This window comes from Kluyvera ascorbata, from assembly GCF_023195735.1.
GTDB classification, from domain to species: domain Bacteria; phylum Pseudomonadota; class Gammaproteobacteria; order Enterobacterales; family Enterobacteriaceae; genus Kluyvera; species Kluyvera ascorbata.
In genome coordinates this window covers 191418-211144 of record NZ_CP096201.1, presented here as the reverse complement: position 1 = coordinate 211144, position 19727 = coordinate 191418, and the positions used below count along the sequence as shown (strand labels likewise).

The 19727-nt window shown below is 53.4% G+C and carries 16 protein-coding genes; 7 read left to right on the top strand and 9 right to left on the bottom strand.

The annotated features are described in order from the left end of the window. Positions 1-331: 331 nt before the first annotated feature. Positions 332-544, top strand: coding sequence for a transcription antiterminator/RNA stability regulator CspE (gene cspE / locus MY052_RS00975; protein ID WP_035893107.1), 213 nt, complete (start codon positions 332-334; stop codon positions 542-544). Between the two features lie 54 nt (positions 545-598). Here the strand turns inward: cspE and MY052_RS00970 are convergent, their stop codons facing one another. From MY052_RS00970 to MY052_RS00950, 5 genes are all read right to left on the bottom strand, one after another. Further along, the gene (locus MY052_RS00970; RefSeq protein WP_248538057.1) at positions 599-2218 is read right to left on the bottom strand and encodes an ABC-F family ATP-binding cassette domain-containing protein; all 1620 of its coding nucleotides are present in this window, start codon (positions 2216-2218) and stop codon (positions 599-601) included. Positions 2219-2517: 299 nt separating this feature from the next. Further along, positions 2518-2670: a type I toxin-antitoxin system toxin HokA gene (hokA, locus tag MY052_RS00965; RefSeq protein WP_248538056.1), complete on the bottom strand. Its 153-nt coding sequence runs from the start codon at positions 2668-2670 to the stop codon at positions 2518-2520. A gap of 328 nt (positions 2671-2998) precedes the next feature. Next, positions 2999-5068, bottom strand: coding sequence for a glycine--tRNA ligase subunit beta (gene glyS, locus MY052_RS00960; RefSeq protein ID WP_248538055.1), 2070 nt, complete (start codon positions 5066-5068; stop codon positions 2999-3001). 9 nt (positions 5069-5077) lie between these two features. After that, positions 5078-5989, bottom strand: a complete 912-nt coding sequence (glyQ, locus tag MY052_RS00955) for a glycine--tRNA ligase subunit alpha (protein ID WP_035893112.1) — start codon at positions 5987-5989, stop codon at positions 5078-5080. A gap of 138 nt (positions 5990-6127) precedes the next feature. Further along, positions 6128-6433, bottom strand: coding sequence for a YsaB family lipoprotein (locus tag MY052_RS00950; protein WP_248538054.1), 306 nt, complete (start codon positions 6431-6433; stop codon positions 6128-6130). A gap of 170 nt (positions 6434-6603) precedes the next feature. On the opposite strand from MY052_RS00950, the gene MY052_RS00945 reads away from it, so the two are divergent. Beyond that, positions 6604-7599 carry an acyltransferase gene (locus MY052_RS00945; RefSeq protein WP_248538053.1) on the top strand — a complete coding sequence of 332 codons (996 nt, stop codon included), beginning with the start codon at positions 6604-6606 and terminating at the stop codon, positions 7597-7599. Here MY052_RS00945 and yiaB read toward each other — a convergent pair. From yiaB to xylA, 3 genes are all read right to left on the bottom strand, one after another. After that, positions 7564-7941 (bottom strand): inner membrane protein YiaB, encoded by a 378-nt coding sequence (gene yiaB, locus MY052_RS00940; protein ID WP_248538052.1) that lies wholly within the window; start codon positions 7939-7941, stop codon positions 7564-7566. The two genes, MY052_RS00945 and yiaB, sit on opposite strands and share 36 nt — an antisense overlap. A 167-nt stretch (positions 7942-8108) precedes the next feature. After that, positions 8109-9563 carry a xylulokinase gene (xylB, locus tag MY052_RS00935; RefSeq protein ID WP_248538051.1) on the bottom strand — a complete coding sequence of 485 codons (1455 nt, stop codon included), beginning with the start codon at positions 9561-9563 and terminating at the stop codon, positions 8109-8111. 81 nt (positions 9564-9644) lie between these two features. Then, a complete protein-coding gene (gene xylA, locus MY052_RS00930; RefSeq protein ID WP_035893121.1) occupies positions 9645-10967 on the bottom strand; it encodes a xylose isomerase in 1323 nt (440 codons plus the stop codon). A 358-nt stretch (positions 10968-11325) separates the two neighbouring features. On the opposite strand from xylA, the gene xylF reads away from it, so the two are divergent. The 4 genes from xylF to xylR all read left to right on the top strand — a co-directional run bounded on the left by xylF (position 11326) and on the right by xylR (position 16331). Beyond that, complete coding sequence (xylF, locus tag MY052_RS00925) at positions 11326-12318, top strand: D-xylose ABC transporter substrate-binding protein (RefSeq protein WP_123651074.1); 993 nt, start codon at positions 11326-11328, stop codon at positions 12316-12318. Between the two features lie 57 nt (positions 12319-12375). Further along, the gene (locus tag MY052_RS00920) at positions 12376-13917 is read left to right on the top strand and encodes a xylose ABC transporter ATP-binding protein (RefSeq protein WP_248538050.1); all 1542 of its coding nucleotides are present in this window, start codon (positions 12376-12378) and stop codon (positions 13915-13917) included. Beyond that, complete coding sequence (gene xylH / locus MY052_RS00915; RefSeq protein WP_248538049.1) at positions 13895-15076, top strand: xylose ABC transporter permease XylH; 1182 nt, start codon at positions 13895-13897, stop codon at positions 15074-15076. Before MY052_RS00920 ends, xylH begins: the two co-directional genes overlap by 23 nt. A 70-nt stretch (positions 15077-15146) precedes the next feature. Beyond that, a complete protein-coding gene (xylR, locus tag MY052_RS00910; RefSeq protein ID WP_035893126.1) occupies positions 15147-16331 on the top strand; it encodes a D-xylose utilization transcriptional activator XylR in 1185 nt (394 codons plus the stop codon). A 66-nt stretch (positions 16332-16397) separates the two neighbouring features. Here xylR and MY052_RS00905 read toward each other — a convergent pair whose 3' ends face one another. Next, on the bottom strand, positions 16398-17252 hold the full coding sequence (locus tag MY052_RS00905; protein ID WP_035893127.1) for a protein bax: 855 nt from the start codon (positions 17250-17252) through the stop codon (positions 16398-16400). A gap of 306 nt (positions 17253-17558) precedes the next feature. On the opposite strand from MY052_RS00905, the gene MY052_RS00900 reads away from it, so the two are divergent. After that, positions 17559-19595, top strand: a complete 2037-nt coding sequence (locus tag MY052_RS00900) for an alpha-amylase (RefSeq protein ID WP_248538048.1) — start codon at positions 17559-17561, stop codon at positions 19593-19595. The last annotated feature ends 132 nt before the right edge of the window (positions 19596-19727 follow it).

Genomic DNA, 19727 nt, shown 5'->3' with positions numbered 1-19727 from the left:
CCGGCAGTGCGCTACCGGGGCTAAATGATATTTTTTTACAACACACTCACAACTGATAATAATTCATATTTATCAAACTATTAAACATCAATTACTCTGCCTACCCCCCAGGAGCATAGTAAATTATGTGCAGATAACGTTTGCTTTTGCGGTGAGAGTTATGCGTTAATACATCCACGGTTTGACATACAGACCACAAAGCAGTTGAGTAAAGCAGTTCCCTTCAAGGTTATCCATTGGTACCCCTCGTAGCGACATTCCTTTACGCTTTAAATTCTGTAAAGCATGCCATATCGCCGAAAGGCTCAATTAATTTTTAAAGGTAATTTCTATGTCCGGTAAAATGACTGGTATCGTAAAATGGTTCAACGCTGATAAAGGTTTCGGCTTCATCACTCCTGACGATGGTTCTAAAGACGTGTTCGTACACTTCTCCGCTATCCAGAACGATGGCTACAAATCTCTGGACGAAGGTCAGAAAGTTTCCTTCACCATCGAGAACGGCGCTAAAGGCCCAGCAGCTGGCAACGTAACTTCCCTGTAAGTTAACGCCGCTAAGAATTGAAAATCCCTGCCTTATGGCGGGGATTTTTTTTATCTATAGCGCGGTAAAATGCCACCCCGATTCATGCCACTCCAGCGCATGCGTCAGTTTCAGCCCCTGCAAGAATGCCTCATCGTGAGACACCACCAGCATCGCGCCTGGAAAATCAGCCAGCGCTGCTTCAATCGCCTGCACCGATGCAAGGTCAAGATGGTTAGTCGGCTCATCCAGCAGTAATAACTGCGTCGCCTCTCGCCGCCACAGCACGCAGGCCAACGCCGCTTTTAATCGTTCTCCCCCACTGAGTGCCGCTAACGGTAGATTCACTTTGTCCGCGCCAAGCTGTAGCTGCGCTAGCCGGGTACGCAGCGCGCCCTCTTCCAGCGGCGTGTCGCCCGCCCGCAGATGCGCCATTACCGATAACGACAGGTCGAACTGGCTAAGATGCTGATCCAGCCAGGCGGCAGAGACAGAAAGCTGGCTATGCCCGGCAATCGGTGCCTCAAGCCCCATCAGAGTTTTGAGCAGCGTTGTTTTTCCACAACCATTGGGGCCACGTAGCGCCACCCGCATCGGGCCATCCATGCGCCAGTCGAGGGCGGAATGCGTCTGATGAGCCAGCTGTAGCGACTCCAGCACCAGCACCTGTTTACCGCTGGGCACTTCACTGCCGGGCAGCGTAAACATCACTGGCATATCCTCTTCCACGCGTTCCCGAGCCTGCTTTACGGCATTATCCAGCGCACTTTGCTGCTCACGATGCTGGCGCAGCAAAGTGCCAGGCCGTTCTCGCGCCGCCCCTTTGTACTTCACCCGCTCAAATGACGCGATATTGAGAGCATCAACGGTACGCAACGTTTTTGCTGAACGTCTCTGGCAATCATCATGCTCTTTGTGCTGCCTGGCACGCGTGCGGCGACGTTCAGTGGCAGCATGATCAAGCGCAGCTCGCGCCGCCTGCTGCTCCGCATCACGCTGCTGCTGATATTCTACGTAGCTGCCGCCATAGCTGCGAAGCGCCGTAGGGGTCAACTCAATAATACGTGGCATCCGTGCCAGCAGCTCCCGGTCGTGGCTCGCGACAAGCGCCCCACCCTGCCAGGCATCAAGCTGTCGATAGAACCACTCGCGCCCCGGCCGGTCCAGATGGTTGGTCGGTTCATCGAGCAGCAGGAAATTGGCACCGGAGGTAAACGCAGCGCAAAGCAGCGCTTTCACCCGCTCACCGCCGCTTAAGGAGCCGGCCAGCCTTAATGGGTTAAACTCACCCAGCCCCGCGTCCTGAAAGGCGGTGCGAAGCCGGTCCGGCAGATCCCAGAAACCATCCAGACTTTCGATATCGTCGTCGTACGGCTGACCCTGCTCAAGACGCTGCAGCGCGGCGAAAACGGCTCCGTAACCCAGCAGCTCAGCCAGCGTGGTCTCCTCGGAGGCCGCATGTTGCTGCGCGACGTAAGCCCGGGACGCGAAACATTCGATATGTCCGGTGGAAGGTTCATCGACGCCAGCCAATAACCGCAGCAGCCGCGATTTGCCCACGCCGTTACGCCCGACAAGGCCACAGTGTGAACGCTCCAGCGATAAACTCAGCGGGCCGAAAAGGGTATCACCCGTCGCAAACTGACAGGTAACCTGATGTAAAATAAAAGAAGGGGATTGCGCACAATGGGCCATAAGCACTCCTGAATGAAATCAATAGTTCCCCTGCTTGCGGCAAGCGCCCAGCAAGGATTCGAATTCAGCAGGTGTGTTTGTCCATTTTCAGTGTGCCTCAGTGAGACGAGGGGTTCGTCGCGGCAAAGGATAAACGTATTGCGCCAGTCATTTCAAGGTTCTTTTTTGCGCAACCTTCCTATCCACAAAAAAAGCCTCCCGTTAACGGGAAGCCTTAATATTATTTTGTAAAAAAATAGGGTGCATTGAGCCTGCATAACACCGCAATAGCGGCGGGGAATACTCCCCGCCGTACGCCCTTACTGTTTCATATCGCAGGCTAAAGATGCCGCTAACTCATTATTTCCTTGCCTAATATGCAACTCACATAATGAATCACGAACCATCCAGGTAAATAATAGAATAGTGAGACATATCACTATCAAACTATACAACATAGATTTTTGCGGCATCCTTTGCCTCCTGTGTTGATTTTCAACAAGTAAGAGGCTAACCTTATGTGGTCTAGGCATAGAGTTGGCCTCACTTTGATTTATCGTCAGGTGGGGCTTTTCTCTGTCTGCCATCGGGTGAATACCTGAGACAGACAGTCTCAAGCACCCGCAACCATTCTACCTTAAATATCAAAACACCTTTCTTTGATGTATTCCTAAAATATTTCTTGTCTATCAATGATTATGCTTTTCATATTAATAAGAGAATTATTAATCGTTCCCATAATTATATTCAAGACATAAAAAAGCCTGCTCGAGAGCAGGCTTTTATTTATTAACAGAACAATTACTGCAGCAGGGAAATATCCGCTACCTGCAGGAACAGATCGCGCAGTTTCGACAGCAGCGTCAGACGGTTGATACGCACGTCTTTATCTTCTGCGTTCACCATCACGTTCTCGAAGAACTCATCCACCGGCTCACGCAGGGATGCCAGTTCAACCAACGCTTCCTGATAACGACCTTCTGCAAAGTACGGCTGCAGCTTGTCGCGCAACACAACCAGGTTGCCCGCCAGCTTGATTTCCGCCGCTTCTTTCAGCACGGAGGCGTGAACGATATCGTTCAGCGTCTCGTCAGATTTCGCCAGGATGTTGGATACACGCTTGTTAGCCGCAGCCAGCGCAGAGGCCTCTTCCAGAGTGCGGAAGTGGGACACGGCCTTCATACGAGCATCGAAGTCTGCTGGACGGGTTGGGCGACGCGCCAGTACCGCCTGAATGGTGTCAACGGTATAGCCTTCGTCCTGATACCAGGCACGGAAACGACCGAGCATGAAGTCGATAACTTCATCCACCACTTTAGCGTTGGTCAGCTTGTCACCGTACAGACGCACCGCTTCTTCGGTAAGGGTCTGCAGATCCAGCGGCAGGTTCTTCTCAACGATAATACGCAGCACGCCCAGCGCAGCACGACGCAGCGCAAACGGGTCTTTGTCGCCTTTCGGATGCTGACCAATACCGAAGATACCCGCCAGGGTGTCCATCTTGTCCGCAATCGCCAGCGTGCAGGCAACCGGGTTAGACGGCAGGTCATCACCGGCAAAGCGCGGCTGGTACTGTTCGTTCAGCGCAACGGCAACATCTTCCGCTTCGCCATCGTGGCGTGCGTAGTGCATGCCCATCACGCCCTGGGTGTCGGTGAACTCGAAGACCATGTTGGTCATCAGGTCACACTTAGACAGCAGGCCCGCACGGGTCGCGTGGTTGACGTCAGCACCAATCTGACCCGCGATCCAGCCGGCCAGCGCCTGAATACGGTCAGTTTTGTCGCGCAGCGTACCCAGTTGCTGTTGGAACAGCACGGTTTGCAGGCGCGGCAGGTGATCTTCCAGACGTTTTTTACGGTCGGAATTGAAGAAGAACTCCGCATCGGCCAGACGTGGACGAACCACTTTCTCGTTACCGGAGATAATCTGCTGCGGGTCTTTCGATTCGATGTTTGCCACGAAGATGAAGTTTGGCAGCAGCTTGCCCGCGTTGTCATAAACCGGGAAGTACTTCTGGTCGCCCTTCATGGTGTAAACCAGCGCTTCGGCTGGTACCGCGAGGAATTTCTCTTCGAATTTCGCGGTCAGCACCACCGGCCATTCCACCAGCGAGGTGACTTCTTCCAGCAGGCTTTCGCTGAGATCAGCGTTGCCGCCAATCTTACGTGCCGCTTCTTCAGCGTCAGCTTTGATTTTGGCTTTACGCATTTCGTAGTCAGCCATCACCATGCCGCGTTCCAGCAGGATTTGCGGGTACTGATCGGCATTGTCGATGGTGAACTCAGGCTCACCCATAAAGCGGTGACCGCGGATGATGCGATCGGACTGTACGCCGAGGATGGTCGCCGGAACGACTTTATCACCCAGCAGCAGAGTCACGGTGTGCACCGGACGCACGAAGTGTACGTCGGACGCGCCCCAACGCATCAGCTTAGGAATAGGCAGTTTAGCCAGCGAGTTGGCAATCATGTTCGGCAGCAGCGCTTCGGTACTTTCGCCCTTCACGTGCGCGCGATACAGCAGCCATTCGCCTTTGTCAGTGGTCAGGCGCTCAGCCTGATCGACGGTAATACCGCAGCCGCGCGCCCAGCCTTCAGCCGCTTTGCTTGGTTTGCCTTCTGCGTCGAACGCCTGGGCGATTGCCGGGCCGCGTTTTTCAACTTCGCGATCCGCTTGCGCAGATGCCAGATTTGCCACTTTCAGCGCCAAACGGCGTGGGGCAGCAAACCATTCAATGTTACCGTGCGCGAGGCCCGCGTTATCCAGCTCTGCCGTGACGTTCGCGGCAAAGGATTCAGCCAGGTTGCGCAGCGCTTTTGGTGGCAGCTCTTCAGTGCCGATTTCCACCAGAAAAGTATTCTCAGACATGGCCGCCTCTTATTTATTCTTGTTGCACATCGGGAAGCCGAGGGCTTCACGGGAAGCATAGTAAGCTTCTGCCACTGCTTTGGTCAGGGTACGAATGCGCAGGATATAGCGCTGACGTTCGGTGACAGAGATGGCTTTACGCGCATCCAGCAGGTTAAAGCTATGGGCGGCCTTCAGAATACGCTCGTAAGCAGGCAGCGGCAGCGGAGTTTCCAGCGCCAGCAGCTGCTGCGCTTCTTTCTCGTACTGCTCGAAGCAGGTGAACAGGAAGTCCACGTCCGCGTATTCGAAGTTGTAAGTGGACTGCTCCACTTCGTTCTGATGGAACACATCGCCGTAGGTGGTTTTACCCAGCGGGCCGTCGCTCCAGACCAGGTCGTAAACGCTGTCTACGCCCTGAATGTACATTGCCAGACGTTCCAGACCATAGGTGATCTCACCGGTGATCGGTTTACATTCCAGACCGCCAACCTGCTGGAAGTAAGTGAACTGCGTCACTTCCATACCGTTCAGCCACACTTCCCAACCCAGACCCCAGGCACCCAGCGTTGGGTTTTCCCAGTTGTCTTCCACGAAACGAATGTCGTGGATGGTCGGGTCCATACCCAGCTCTTTCAGCGATCCGAGGTACAGCTCCTGGATGTTGTCCGGAGACGGTTTAATCACTACCTGGAACTGATAGTAGTGCTGTAAACGGTTCGGGTTTTCGCCATAGCGGCCATCGGTTGGGCGACGAGAAGGCTGCACGTAGGCAGTTGCCATCGGTTCTGGCCCCAACGCACGCAGGCTAGTCATTGGGTGTGAGGTGCCGGCGCCAACTTCCATGTCCAGTGGTTGAACAATGGTGCAGCCCTGACGAGCCCAGTAATCCTGTAAGGTCAGGATCAGGCCCTGGAAGGTCCTGGTATCAAACTTTTGCATATGATTTCGTGCTGGATACGTGTGGATTTAAAGGAAGGAGTCAGTATACCCGCTGGCTGCGAGATATACAGTATGAAACGAGGTTGTTTAGACTAAATTGGGAAAAACAGGCCCGTTTTTACCACGAACCCACCCGTTTTAGCTCATGGAGAGATGTAAAAATCGGCCATCGGCATCGAAAGAGCAGACAAAACTTTCATTTCGCGCCGTATAGCCGCGGAGTTCATAACTGCCTTGAAAACGTTCAAACCCGGTGACATCAATTTTCTTCGTCGCGGTGTTATAGCGCTCTGCAGCATTGTCTTTGCACAATTGCTCCATAGAAAGCGAACGCTCGGGATTCACTCGCGCATTTTGTGATTTTTGCACAACCGGCGGTTCGGCCGACGAGCACCCTGCAAGCACAATAAGCGCCAGCAAAGTAGGGAGAGACTTCATCATCATTATTTATCTTACCGGGCTGTTATTTTAGGCTTAACCCCTTTCTTACCGCCGCATTGTGCGAAGATTGCGACACCATCACAAGTGCGGGGCGAGAAACTCGGAATTATCCAGTGAGATAGCTAACACTGGGGCGAGTCTGACCTTATTTATAGCGGAAAAATGGGTATCTGATGCAAGCAAAGATTAACTGGATTGAGAACTTACGCGGAATTGCCTGCCTGATGGTGGTGATGATCCATACCACGACCTGGTATATCACCCACCCGCACGACGTGAGTCCGCTAAGCTGGGACTTTGCCAACGTCTTAAACTCCGCTTCCCGTGTCAGCGTGCCGCTTTTCTTTATGATTTCGGGCTACCTGTTTTTCGGTCCGCGTAGCGCCCAGCCGCGCCATTTTCTGCGCATTGCACTCTGCCTGTTGTTCTATAGCGCCATCGCGCTACTGTTTATTGCCTCTTTTACCCATATCAGCGTTGAAGGCTCCTTGAAGCATATCCTGCAAAAACCGGTGTTCTATCACCTGTGGTTTTTCTTCGCCATCATCGTTATTTACCTGGTTTCGCCGTTGATTGAGGTCAAAACCATTAGCGGCAAAATGTTGCTGGCGTTAATGGTCGTGATTGGCCTGGTGGCGAACCCCAATACCGTTTCGCTAAGCGCTCACGGCGTCGAATGGCTGCCAGTTAATTTGTATATCAACGGCGATACGTTCTATTACGTTATTTACGGGCTACTAGGACGTGCAATTGGCATGATGGAAACCGATAAAAAAGGTCTGTCCTGGTGCTGCGCGCTGCTGTTTGCGGCCTCCGTATGGGTTATCTCACGGGGTACGCTGCACGAACTGCAATGGCGCGGCAACTTCGCCGATACCTGGTACGTCTACTGCGGCCCGATGGTCTTTATCTGCGCCACATCGCTGCTGACGTTGGTTAAAAACACCCTGAACGCGCGAGTGCTTCCGGGACTCGGGTTTATTTCAAAACATTCGCTGGGTATTTATGGCTTTCACGCGCTGATTATTTACGCCTTACGTACCGGCGGTCTGGAATTAAAACGCTGGCCGGCCCTGGATATTTTCTGGATATTCAGCGCAACGCTTGCCGGGAGCCTTATGCTTTCTATGCTACTACAGCGTGTCGATACCCGTAGGCTGGTCAGCTAATTCCGCAACCCGCATCAGAAGATACTGACCCGATATACAAAGACAGAATGCCGCAAGATATGCGCCTCTTTCGACCAGTGAGAGTGGCGCATTCCACAATCCCACCAGCAGTAGCCCGCTAGTCATCAGCGCCACCATCCGGCAGACAGAGGCAAAACCCTCGTCCATCAGGCCACGCTTCACTTCACGCTGGTAGGCATAGACGATGAACATGCCGGTTATCAGCACGCCCAGAAAATAGCCTTTTCCACTTAATAACGGGCAAGCCTGCCAAAGCCCAATGAGGTAAATCAGGGCTCCAGTCAGCATGAATAGCCATGAAATAAGCACAGAACGTTTCATTAGAATCTCCTTATCCATCAAATGCACATTATGGGAAACGGGAGACTGACAACACTGAAAAAGGGATTCAGGGGAGCATTTCAGAATAAAACCATGCAATTATTTTATTGTTTGCGTCGGTTTAATTGCGCGAGTAAATCCCTCCTGCAAGCAGGAGGGATTTATCATCAGGACATCAGCGGCAGGAGCTGCTGATACAGTTTGCGGAAGGTCTCACGGCGCTGCTGATAAATAGCATGATGCTGAGCATCCGGATAATGTGTTTGTTCCAGCTTAAGCTGCGGCAGTAAGTCTGACAGCGGCTTGTCCGGGTTCACGGCGATTTGTGCCAGCCGTGCTGCACCTAGCGCCGGGCCAACATCGCCCCCGGTGCGATAGTCCAGCTGTAACCCGCTAATGTCTGCCAGCATCTGCCGCCACCATGGGCTTCGCGCACCGCCGCCGATAAGCGTGATGCTTTCTGGCGTCACGCCGCAGGCATGGACCACATCCATCCCATCAGCCAACGCATAACCCACACCTTCCAGCACCGCTTTTGCCAGTTCGGCAGGGCCATGTTGATGCGTCAGGCCAAAGAAGACACCCTTCGCTTGCGGGTTATTGTGCGGCGTGCGTTCACCGGAAAGATACGGTAAGAACCAAATTGGATCCGCGCTGGTATCCGCATTTTCCGCTGCGCTAATCAGTGCAGGCACGGTTGTCAGGCCGGACAGCCTTGCAGCCCAATCCAGGCAAGATGCGGCGCTCAGCATCACCGACATCAAATGCCAGCGGCCCGGCAGCGCATGGCAGAAACTGTGTACGGCGCTTTCTGGTTTGCTCAGGAACCCCTCGCTCACCGCAAAGTAGACGCCCGAGGTGCCCAGCGACAGCATCGCCTGACCGGCATCCGCCATGCCCACGCCGACGGCGCCAGCGGCATTATCACCACCACCTGCGACTACCGGCACCGCAGGCATATTCCATGCGCTGGCAACCGATGGCAGCAATTTTCCGGTGATGTCGCAGCCTTCATACAGTGCAGGCATATTGTCACGGGTCAGATGGCAAGCGGCGAGCATCTCATCGCTCCAGTCACGCTTCGCGACGTCCATCCACATGGTGCCTGCCGCGTCGGACATATCACTGGCAAAATCACCGGTCATACGCAGACGCAAATAATCTTTTGGTAATAGTACCTTATCGATATGACTGAAGATCTCAGGCTCGTGGCGCTGTACCCACAGCAGCTTCGGTGCAGTAAAACCAGGCATCATCAGGTTACCGGTTATCTGCCGCGACGTTTTCACCTTCGCTTCCAGAAGCTCACACTCTTCAGCACAGCGTCCATCGTTCCACAGAATAGCCGGGCGCAGCACCCGCTGGTGTTTGTCCAGCAGCGTCGCACCGTGCATTTGCCCTGCAATCCCCAAGGACTTTACGCCCTGAAGGCTGTGCAGTTGGCTGAGTCCTTTGATAGCACGATCCGTTGCCTGCCACCACTGCTCTGGGTCCTGTTCTGACCATAGCGGGTGGGGACGGGAAACCGTCAGTTTTTCCGTCTGTGACGCGAGGACGGTTCCCTGTTCATCAAGCAGAATCGCCTTAACGCCAGACGTGCCTAGATCTATGCCGATATACATCGCGACTGCTCCTTTAAGTGGTACGATGCCCGGCAAGCTCACGCTCCCGGGCACGTTATACTGCGAAATACGGTGATTAACTTACTTGTCGAACAGGTAGTGGTTTACCAGCCCTTCCAGCAGCTCCTGATGGCCGCTCTGGTGCTGCGGTGCCAGCTGATGCTGCTCGGCATATTTTGCCAGTTCCTGCAGGGACATCTGGCCTTTCAGGATCTGTTGACCCAGCTCGCCGTTCCAGCCCGCATAGCGTTTCGCCACACGTTTATCCAGTTCACCGCCTTCAATCATACGGGCAGCGACTTTCAACGACAGTGCCATGGTATCCATTGCGCTGATGTGGCCGTAGAACAGGTCATACTTATCGGTGCTCTGGCGACGAACCTTCGCATCGAAGTTCAGGCCACCGGTAGTGAAGCCGCCCGCTTTCAGAATTTCATACATCACCAGCGAGTTTTCTTCCACGCTATTCGGGAACTGGTCGGTATCCCAACCCAGCTGCGGGTCACCGCGGTTGGCATCCACAGAGCCAAACAGGCCCAGCGCAATCGCCGTCGCAATTTCGTGATGGAACGAGTGGCCAGCCAGCGTCGCATGGTTTGCTTCGATGTTGAGCTTAATTTCTTTTTCCAGACCGAACTGCTTCAGGAAGCCGTAAACGGTGGAGGCATCGTAGTCGTACTGGTGTTTAGTCGGTTCCTGAGGCTTCGGCTCAATCAGCAGCGTACCCTGGAAACCAATTTTATGTTTGTGCTCAACCACCATCTGCATGAAGCGGCCAATCTGCTCGCGTTCCTGGCGCAGATCGGTATTCAACAACGTTTCGTAACCTTCACGACCGCCCCACAGGACGTAGTTTTCACCACCCAGCTTATGGGTAGCATTCATCGCGGTGAATACCTGAGTCGCAGCCCAGCTAAAGACTTCTGGATCTGGGTTCGTTGCCGCACCTGCGCCATAGCGTGGGTTAGTGAAGCAGTTTGCGGTACCCCACAGCAGCTTCACGCCGCTCTGCTGCTGTTTCTCTGCCAGCACATCCACCATCTGCGCAAAGTTGTTCAGGTACTCTTTCAGGTTCGCGCCTTCCGGGGAAACGTCCACATCGTGGAAGCAGTAGTAAGGCACATTCAGTTTGTGGAAGAATTCAAATGCCACGTCAGCTTTACGTTTCGCACGCTCAATCGCTTCGCCAGGCTGCTGCCATGGGCGGTCAAATGAGCCAACGCCAAACATATCTGCACCGTTCCAGCAGAAGGTATGCCAGTAGCAAGCAGCAAAGCGAAGGTGGTCTTCCATACGTTTGCCCAGCACTAACTCGTCCGGGTTGTAGTGGCGGAAAGCCAGCGGGTTCTCAGTTTTTGGGCCTTCAAAACGAACGCGATCCAGTTGGTCGAAATAAGCTTGCATAATGAACTCCATAATCTGACAGGCGGCGAGGAATAATTCGTTTTGTAATACTGAATTCTGATTTGCACTAGCTCAATTACGTTATTTCACACTGCTATTAAGAGAATCCACAAATGTGCGCTGGCTCGCAAAATAAATAGGAATCTGCCTCGCTTTATGTGAGTAAATTTTGCATACGGTGATTTTAAAATCAGATCACGGTCAAAATTTGACAATTAAACGAAATATCGTAATAGGAAGATAAAAATCTGTAATTGCCAGCCAGAATTTACATGTTAAAAATTTGCTGCGTGTTAAGTCATCTCCGTTTCTTTTATCGCCAATCTCATCACCTATCCCTACAGAAGGCATTACGATTATGAAGATAAAGAACCTTTGCCTCACACTCTGCGCATCGCTACTTCTCACCAGCATGGTGAGTAGTGCTAAAGAAGTAAAAATCGGTATGGCTATTGACGACCTGCGCCTTGAGCGCTGGCAAAAAGACCGCGACATTTTCGTGAATAAGGCTGAACAGCTGGGGGCACAGGTTTTTGTGCAATCTGCTAACGGCAATGAAGAGACACAAATGTCGCAGATTGAGAATATGATCAACCGTGGTGTAGATGTCCTTGTCATTATTCCTTATAACGGGCAAGTACTTAGCAACGTAATTAAAGAAGCGAAACAAGAAGGCATTAAAGTATTAGCTTACGACCGCATGATCAATAATGCGGATATTGATTTTTATATTTCCTTCGACAACGAAAAAGTCGGTGAAATGCAGGCGCAAAGTCTGGTTAATCAGGTACCTCAGGGGAATTATTTCCTGATGGGTGGTTCACCGGTTGATAATAATGCCAAACTTTTCCGCGCCGGACAGATGAAAGTATTAAAGCCTTATATTGATGATGGCAAAATTAAAGTTGTCGGCGATCAATGGGTTGACGGTTGGCTGCCGGAAAATGCGCTGAAAATTATGGAGAACGCCCTCACCGCCAACAATAACAAAATCGATGCGGTTGTGGCGTCAAACGATGCCACCGCAGGCGGTGCTATTCAGGCACTCAGCGCCCAGGGTCTGGCTGGCAAAGTAGCTATCTCTGGTCAGGATGCCGATCTGGCAGGGGTGAAACGTATTATCAACGGCACGCAAACCATGACCGTGTATAAACCGATCACCTTACTGGCCAACAGCGCAGCAGAAATCGCCGTTGAGCTTGGTAACGGCAAGCAGCCAAAAGCCGATGCCACGCTGAATAATGGTCTGAAGGATGTACCGTCCCGCCTGCTCACCCCAATTGAAGTCAATAAAACCAATATTGACGACACCGTTGTAAAAGATGGTTTCCATAAGAAGAGCGAACTCTAAATGGCCCGCCCCAGCCTCGCGCTGGGGCAGCCTGGCTTACGCGGAGCACAAGCACTTATGCCCTATTTACTCGAAATGAAAAGCATCACCAAGACCTTCGGGGTGGTGAAGGCGATTGATAATGTCAGCCTGCGATTAAACCCTGGCGAAGTGATTTCCCTGTGCGGCGAAAACGGCTCAGGAAAATCTACGTTAATGAAGGTGCTATGCGGTATTTACCCCCATGGCAGCTACGAGGGTGAAATTGTTTTTGCTGGCGAGACGCTACAGCCCACGCATATTCGCGATACCGAGCGCAAAGGCATTGCCATTATTCATCAGGAACTGGCACTGGTTAAGCATCTGACCGTGCTGGAAAATATTTTTCTCGGCACTGAGATTAGCCGCCACGGCATATTGGATTACGACACCATGACGCTGCGCTGCGAAAAACTGCTGGCGCAGGTGAACCTCGCGATTTCACCCGATACGCGAGTGGGTGATTTAGGCCTGGGGCAGCAGCAGTTGGTTGAAATTGCCAAGGCGCTGAACAAGCAGGTACGGCTGCTTATTCTGGACGAACCCACCGCCTCGCTCACGGAACAAGAGACTGCCGTACTGCTGGGGATCATTCGCGATCTGCAAAATCATGGCATCGCCTGTATTTATATCTCCCACAAGCTCAACGAAGTGAAAGCGATCTCTGACACCATCTGCGTGATCCGCGATGGCCAGCATATCGGTACCCGTGATGCGACCAGCATGACCGAAGACGACATTATCACCATGATGGTTGGGCGCGAGCTCACCGCGCTCTATCCGAGCGAGCCACATACGGCTGGCGATGAAATTCTGCGCGTGGAGCACCTTACCGCCTGGCATCCCGTTAACCGGCATATTAAGCGCGTGAACGACATCTCCTTTAGCCTTAAACGCGGGGAGATTCTGGGCATCGCTGGCCTGGTGGGGGCCGGGCGCACCGAGGCCGTCCAGTGCCTGTTTGGCGTTTGGCGCGGGCGCTGGGAAGGAAAAGTCTTTATTGATGGCAAGCAAGTGGACATCCGTAACTGCCAGCAGGCCATCGGCCACGGCATTGCGATGGTGCCGGAAGACCGCAAAAAAGACGGCATCGTGCCGGTGATGGCGGTTGGAAAAAATATCACGCTTGCCGCACTCAACGACTTCAGCGGCGCACTGAGCAGCCTGGATGATGCCAAAGAGCAGCAGTGCATTTTACAGTCTATCCAGCGGCTGAAGGTAAAAACCTCATCACCGGATCTCGCCATCGGTCGGCTCAGCGGCGGGAACCAGCAAAAAGCCATCCTGGCACGCTGCCTGCTGCTTAATCCGCGCATTCTCATTCTTGATGAACCGACGCGCGGTATCGATATCGGCGCAAAGTACGAAATCTACAAGCTGATTAATCAACTGGTGCAGCAAGGCATTGCCGTCATCGTTATCTCCTCTGAACTGCCGGAAGTACTGGGTCTGAGCGACCGGGTGCTGGTCATGCACGAGGGGAAATTAAAAGCCAACCTGGTCAATAACGGTCTGACTCAGGAACAAATGATGGAAGCCGCCTTAAGGAGTGAACGTCATGTCGAAAAACAACCCGTCTGAAATCAAGCTGGCGGCCCCTGCATCCGCCCCTGCGCTGCGGCTCAAATCGCTCAACCTGCAGGTCTTCGTCATGATCGCGGCCATTGTGGTGATTATGCTGTTCTTTACCTGGACCACCGACGGCGCCTACCTCAGCGCACGTAACGTCTCCAACCTGCTGCGCCAGACCGCCATCACCGGCATTCTCGCCGTCGGTATGGTATTCGTGATTATCTCTGCCGAAATCGACCTTTCTGTCGGTTCAATGATGGGCCTGCTCGGCGGTGCTGCCGCTATTTTTGATGTCTGGCTCGGCTGGCCGCTGCCGCTGACTATCATCGTCACGCTGGCGATGGGTCTGGTGCTGGGAGCCTGGAACGGATGGTGGGTCGCCTATCGGAAAGTGCCATCGTTTATCGTGACGCTCGCCGGGATGCTCGCCTTCCGCGGCATTCTGATTGGGATAACCAACGGTACGACCGTCTCACCGACCAGCGCGGCGATGTCGCAAATTGGTCAAAGCTACCTGCCGAACGGTATTGGCTTCACCTTTGGCGCGATTGGGCTGATGGCGTTTATTGCCTGGCAGTGGCGCGGGCGCATGCGGCGTCAGTCGCTGGGACTGGGCGCTCCAGCATCCAGCGGCATGGTGGGCCGTCAGGCGCTAACGGCGGTTATCGTACTGGGCGCTATCTGGCTGCTCAACGATTATCGCGGCGTGCCAACGCCGGTTCTGCTGCTCACGCTGCTGCTGTTGGCGGGAATGTTTATGGCTACGCTCACCGCTTTTGGCCGACGCATATACGCTATCGGCGGCAATATCGAAGCCGCGAGGCTTTCCGGTATTAACGTCGAGCGTAATAAGCTGGCGGTATTTGCTATCAACGGCCTGATGGTCGCTATTGCCGGGCTTATCCTTAGCTCACGTCTGGGGGCGGGTTCACCATCTGCCGGGAACATTGCCGAACTGGATGCTATTGCCGCCTGCGTAATCGGCGGCACCAGCCTCGCGGGCGGTGTCGGTAGCGTTGCCGGCGCGGTGATGGGAGCATTTATTATGGCCTCGCTCGACAACGGAATGAGTATGATGGACGTTCCCACTTTCTGGCAATATATCGTCAAAGGTGCAATTTTATTACTCGCCGTCTGGATGGACTCCGCCACCAAACGGCGCGCTTAATCGTCCAGCCGTGGTGTTGCCGTCTCTCATGACGGCAATACCCATCATGATTCACGAGGAACCCTGAACCATGTTTGGAAAACGTCACCGCGTGACGCTGTTATTCAATGCCAATAAAGCTTTTGACCGACAGGTGGTTGAAGGCGTAGGCGAATACTTACAGGCGTCACAATCCGAGTGGGATATCTTCATAGAGGAAGATTTCCGCGCGCGTATCGAAAACATTAAAGAGTGGCTGGGTGACGGCGTCATTGCCGATTACGACGACCCAACCATCGAAGCCCTGCTCACCGATGTCAACGTGCCGATTGTGGGCGTCGGCGGTTCCTATCATCGCCAGGAGCAGTACCCTCCCGTTCACTATATTGCGACCGATAACTACGCGCTGGTTGAAAGCGCTTTTTTGCATTTGAAAGAGAAAGGGGTGCATCGCTTCGCGTTTTACGGCCTCCCTTCAGCTAGCGGCAAGCGCTGGGCCGAAGAGCGCGAATACGCGTTTAGCCAGATTGTTGCCAAAGAGAAGTATCGCGGCGTCATTTACCAGGGCCAGGAAACCGCACCGGAAAACTGGCAACATGCGCAAAATCGACTGGCCGACTGGCTACAAACGCTGCCACCGCAAACCGGCATCATCGCCGTCACCGACGCCCGAGCCCGTCATATTTTGCAGGCCTGCGAGCATCTGCATATCCCCGTACCGGAAAAACTGTGCGTCATTGGCATCGATAACGAAGAGCTGACCCGCTATCTCTCACGCGTCGCGCTCTCATCGGTTGCACAAGGCGCGCGACAGATGGGGTATCAGGCGGCAAAACTGATGCAGCGCTTGCTAGACAACGAGGTATTGCCGCTTCAGCGCGTGCTGGTGCCGCCGATGCGCGTGATGGAACGACGCTCTACTGATTACCGCTCCTTGAACGACCCGGCCGTCATTCAGGCCATGCACTATATCCGCAACAACGCCTGTAAAGGTATCAAGGTGGAACAGGTGCTGGACTCTGTAGGCATTTCGCGTTCTAACCTTGAGAAACGCTTTAAGGAAGAGGTGGGGGAAACGATTCACGCGGTGATCCACAGCGAAAAACTTGAGAAGGCGCGTAGCCTGCTGGTGTCGACTTCACTGTCGATTAACGAAATCTCGCAGATGTGCGGGTATCCCTCGCTGCAATATTTCTACTCGGTGTTTAAGAAAGAGTACGACACCACGCCGAAAGAGTATCGTGAACAGCATAGCGAGCTGTTGATTCAGACCTGATCCCTTTGCTGGCGACGGAATAAAAAAAGGCCTTCCATTGGAAGGCCTTTTTAACTGTAGCGTTGATTACATGTGTGCGGCGATCAGGCGCTGGTTGTCCTGGTACATCGCGAACAGGTAGTCGTTGTAGCTTGAACCCTTGGTCGAATAACCTTTCAGCTTATGGATCATCGCCGTTGCGGTGAGTTCCTGATCCGACTTACGCATCTGAGCGCGAGATTTACGGAACGAGGCATAAGCCGGGTGCGTATTCAGGTTAGCTGCGTAGGCCTGAACGGACTCCTTTACGGAATCAAACTTGGTGTAGCCGTTCACTGAACCTGCACCATTTTTACAGCCCTTACCGCATTTCATGCCGAACAGGTTGTTATTGGCGCGCGCCAGCTTAGAGGTACCCCAGCCGCTCTCTGCAGCAGCCATCGTAGCGACCATACTGCCTGGAATAATATCGACACGCTCAAGCAGCGAATTCCACGGCACCTTGCGGGTATTACCGTTCCAGCTGACTTTGTAGCGGGCAGCGATATCTTTCAAGCGCGCACGTTCAGACGGCGACCAACGGCCTTCGTACTGCTTAGAAACCAGCCAGTTACGATCCGCCGTAATAGCAGCATTCTGGCTTGTGATATAAGGCATTACCGTCCGGAGAAACGCTCTTTTCCTTGGGGTTCCGGAAGGGTATTTTCGCAAATCAGGAAGTGAACTGCTCTTTACACTATTGCGAGAATACTCTTGTTTACTGCTTGCCTTACTATAACTTGCCTTTGTTACTTTTGGTGCCGTCGCCTTCGTATGCTTTGTTACCGAGGCTTTCGGATGCTTCGTTACCGTGTGTGTTGTTGCAAACACCCCACCTGAAAATGTACAGATGAGTAACATAAGTATCGCGGCCCCATATCGTCGAATGGGAGTCGATATCATTAGGTCTCCTGGTCGGATTTAATCATTCCAACGCCTTATTATTTCAAAAAATTGAGAGCTGAATCTCAAATTATACCAAAAATACCCCGCCAACGCACGTTCAGGAAATAGTCCGATTCCGAAACGACGCGTGGACGCGATTCAGCATAGGACAAATTGCGCAGGCAAAATGTCATCCACCTCTCATTTTAGTTCATTTTTTGACCACCATCACTCAGCCCTTTATCTCCTCCTTTCGCCAGGAGGAGTACAGCACGATAAACGGCTGGCAAACTTGGTAAAACCCGATGGCACAAGGATCCTGGAATGAAATTCGCTGCCCTGATACCGCTACTGATTCCCACTTTCGCCGGTGCTGCAAACTGGTCCACCGAGGGCTTTCCTACTTTTGCAGCGGACGGCACGGGGAAATTCAGTAGCCAAAAAACGCTCACGAAGGGTACCCGACCGTTAAGATTGAATTTTGACCAACAGTGCTGGCAGCCCACATCTGGGATTCGTCTTAACCAAATGCTCTCTCTGGAACCCTGCCAGGGGGATGCGCCACAGTGGCGTCTTTTCCGCGATGGCAACTACACGCTGGAGGTTGATACCCGCTCCGGCACGCCTACGCTCACTATTGCCGTACAAAGTGACACACAGAGCACCGCAGAACAGGTCAACGTACGCCAGTGCCCGCGCTGGGACGGCAAACCGCTGGCGCTGGATGTCGGCAAAACCTTCCCGGAAGGCAGCCTCGTTCGCGACTTTTATAGCGGCCAGACGGCGACGGTAAAGCAGGGAAAAATCACGCTACGCCCGGCCGAAAACAGCAATGGATTATTACTGCTCGAACGCGCTGACGTCGCTACCGCCGCGCCGTTTAGTTGGCATAACGCCACGGTTTATTTTGTGCTGACCGACCGCTACGTGAATGGAGACCCCAGCAACGACAACAGCTACGGGCGACACAAAGATGGCATGGAGGAAATCGGCACCTTCCACGGCGGCGACCTCAAAGGCTTAACCAGCAAGCTCGACTACCTGAAGAGTCTGGGCGTTAACGCACTGTGGATTAGCTCCCCACTTGAGCAAATCCACGGTTGGGTAGGTGGCGGCACAAAAGGCGATTTCCCGCACTATGCTTATCACGGTTATTACACCCAGGACTGGACGCGACTGGACGCCAATATGGGCAATGAAGAGGATCTGCGCGCGCTGGTTGATGGCGCACACCAGCGAGGCATCCGCATCCTGTTTGACGTCGTGATGAACCACACCGGCTACGCGACTCTGGCCGACATGCAGCAGTTCCAGTTTGGCGCGCTCTACCTCAAAGGTGATGAAATCACCAAAACGCTCGGGGATCACTGGACAAACTGGAAGCCCGGCCCGGGCCAGACCTGGCACAGCTTTAACGATTACATCAACTTCAGCGATAAAGCCGCATGGGAAAAATGGTGGGGCAAAGCGTGGATCCGCACAGATATTGGCGACTACGACAATCCCGGCTTTGACGATTTGACAATGTCGCTGGCGTTTTTGCCGGATCTGAAAACCGAATCCACCACGCCAAGCGGGTTGCCGAATTTCTATCGCAACAAACCCGATACTCACGCAAAAGCTATCGATGGCTTCACCCCACGCGACTACCTCACCCACTGGCTTAGCCAATGGGTGCGAGATTACGGCATTGATGGCTTCCGCGTCGATACAGCGAAACACGTTGAGATGGCGGCGTGGCAGCAGCTTAAAACACAATCGGTCGCCGCATTGGCCGAGTGGAAAAAAGCCAACCCGCAGAAAGCGCTCGACGACACGCCGTTCTGGATGACCGGCGAAGCCTGGGGACACGGGGTGATGGAGAGCGATTACTACCGTCACGGCTTTGACGCCATGATCAATTTCGATTACCAGGACCAGGCGGCGAAAGCCACCGACTGTCTCTCCAGTATCGACATGACCTGGCAACAAATGGCCGACAAACTCCAACGCTTCAACGTGCTGAGCTACCTCTCCTCTCACGATACCCGCCTGTTCCGGGAGAAAGGCAATAACGCCGCCGAACTTCTGCTACTGGCTCCCGGCGCGGTGCAGATTTTCTACGGCGATGAGTCCAGCCGTCCATTCGGCCCTACCGGTTCAGATCCGCTACAGGGCACGCGCTCGCAGATGAACTGGCAGGATGTCACCGGTAAATCCGCAGCCGAGGTTAAACATTGGCAGACGCTGGGCCAGTTCCGCGCGCGCCACCCTGCCATCGGTGCCGGTAAACAAACCACGCTCACGCTCGACCAGGGCTACGGTTTTATCCGCGAAACGGACCACGATAAAGTGATGGTCGTGTGGGCCGGCAAACCATAATTTTTTCTTATCATGGCCCGTATCAGCCATACGGGCCTCTTTAGAATAAAAGACTATTAAAATACAAATACATCGATTTATTCTCTAAAACCCGTTCATCAAGCGCATTTGCACCCTATCGTCAGTGGCGTT

Bases quoted from the DNA above. Each gene is read 5' to 3' on its own strand.
- cspE (WP_035893107.1), top strand. From the start codon at position 332: ATGTCCGGTAAAATGACTGGTATCGTAAAATGGTTCAACGCTGATAAA.
- MY052_RS00970 (WP_248538057.1), bottom strand. From the start codon at position 2,218: ATGGCCCATTGTGCGCAATCCCCTTCTTTTATTTTACATCAGGTTACC.
- hokA (WP_248538056.1), bottom strand. From the start codon at position 2,670: ATGCCGCAAAAATCTATGTTGTATAGTTTGATAGTGATATGTCTCACT.
- glyS (WP_248538055.1), bottom strand. From the start codon at position 5,068: ATGTCTGAGAATACTTTTCTGGTGGAAATCGGCACTGAAGAGCTGCCA.
- glyQ (WP_035893112.1), bottom strand. From the start codon at position 5,989: ATGCAAAAGTTTGATACCAGGACCTTCCAGGGCCTGATCCTGACCTTA.
- MY052_RS00950 (WP_248538054.1), bottom strand. From the start codon at position 6,433: ATGATGATGAAGTCTCTCCCTACTTTGCTGGCGCTTATTGTGCTTGCA.
- MY052_RS00945 (WP_248538053.1), top strand. From the start codon at position 6,604: ATGCAAGCAAAGATTAACTGGATTGAGAACTTACGCGGAATTGCCTGC.
- yiaB (WP_248538052.1), bottom strand. From the start codon at position 7,941: ATGAAACGTTCTGTGCTTATTTCATGGCTATTCATGCTGACTGGAGCC.
- xylB (WP_248538051.1), bottom strand. From the start codon at position 9,563: ATGTATATCGGCATAGATCTAGGCACGTCTGGCGTTAAGGCGATTCTG.
- xylA (WP_035893121.1), bottom strand. From the start codon at position 10,967: ATGCAAGCTTATTTCGACCAACTGGATCGCGTTCGTTTTGAAGGCCCA.
- xylF (WP_123651074.1), top strand. From the start codon at position 11,326: ATGAAGATAAAGAACCTTTGCCTCACACTCTGCGCATCGCTACTTCTC.
- MY052_RS00920 (WP_248538050.1), top strand. From the start codon at position 12,376: ATGCCCTATTTACTCGAAATGAAAAGCATCACCAAGACCTTCGGGGTG.
- xylH (WP_248538049.1), top strand. From the start codon at position 13,895: ATGTCGAAAAACAACCCGTCTGAAATCAAGCTGGCGGCCCCTGCATCC.
- xylR (WP_035893126.1), top strand. From the start codon at position 15,147: ATGTTTGGAAAACGTCACCGCGTGACGCTGTTATTCAATGCCAATAAA.
- MY052_RS00905 (WP_035893127.1), bottom strand. From the start codon at position 17,252: ATGATATCGACTCCCATTCGACGATATGGGGCCGCGATACTTATGTTA.
- MY052_RS00900 (WP_248538048.1), top strand. From the start codon at position 17,559: ATGAAATTCGCTGCCCTGATACCGCTACTGATTCCCACTTTCGCCGGT.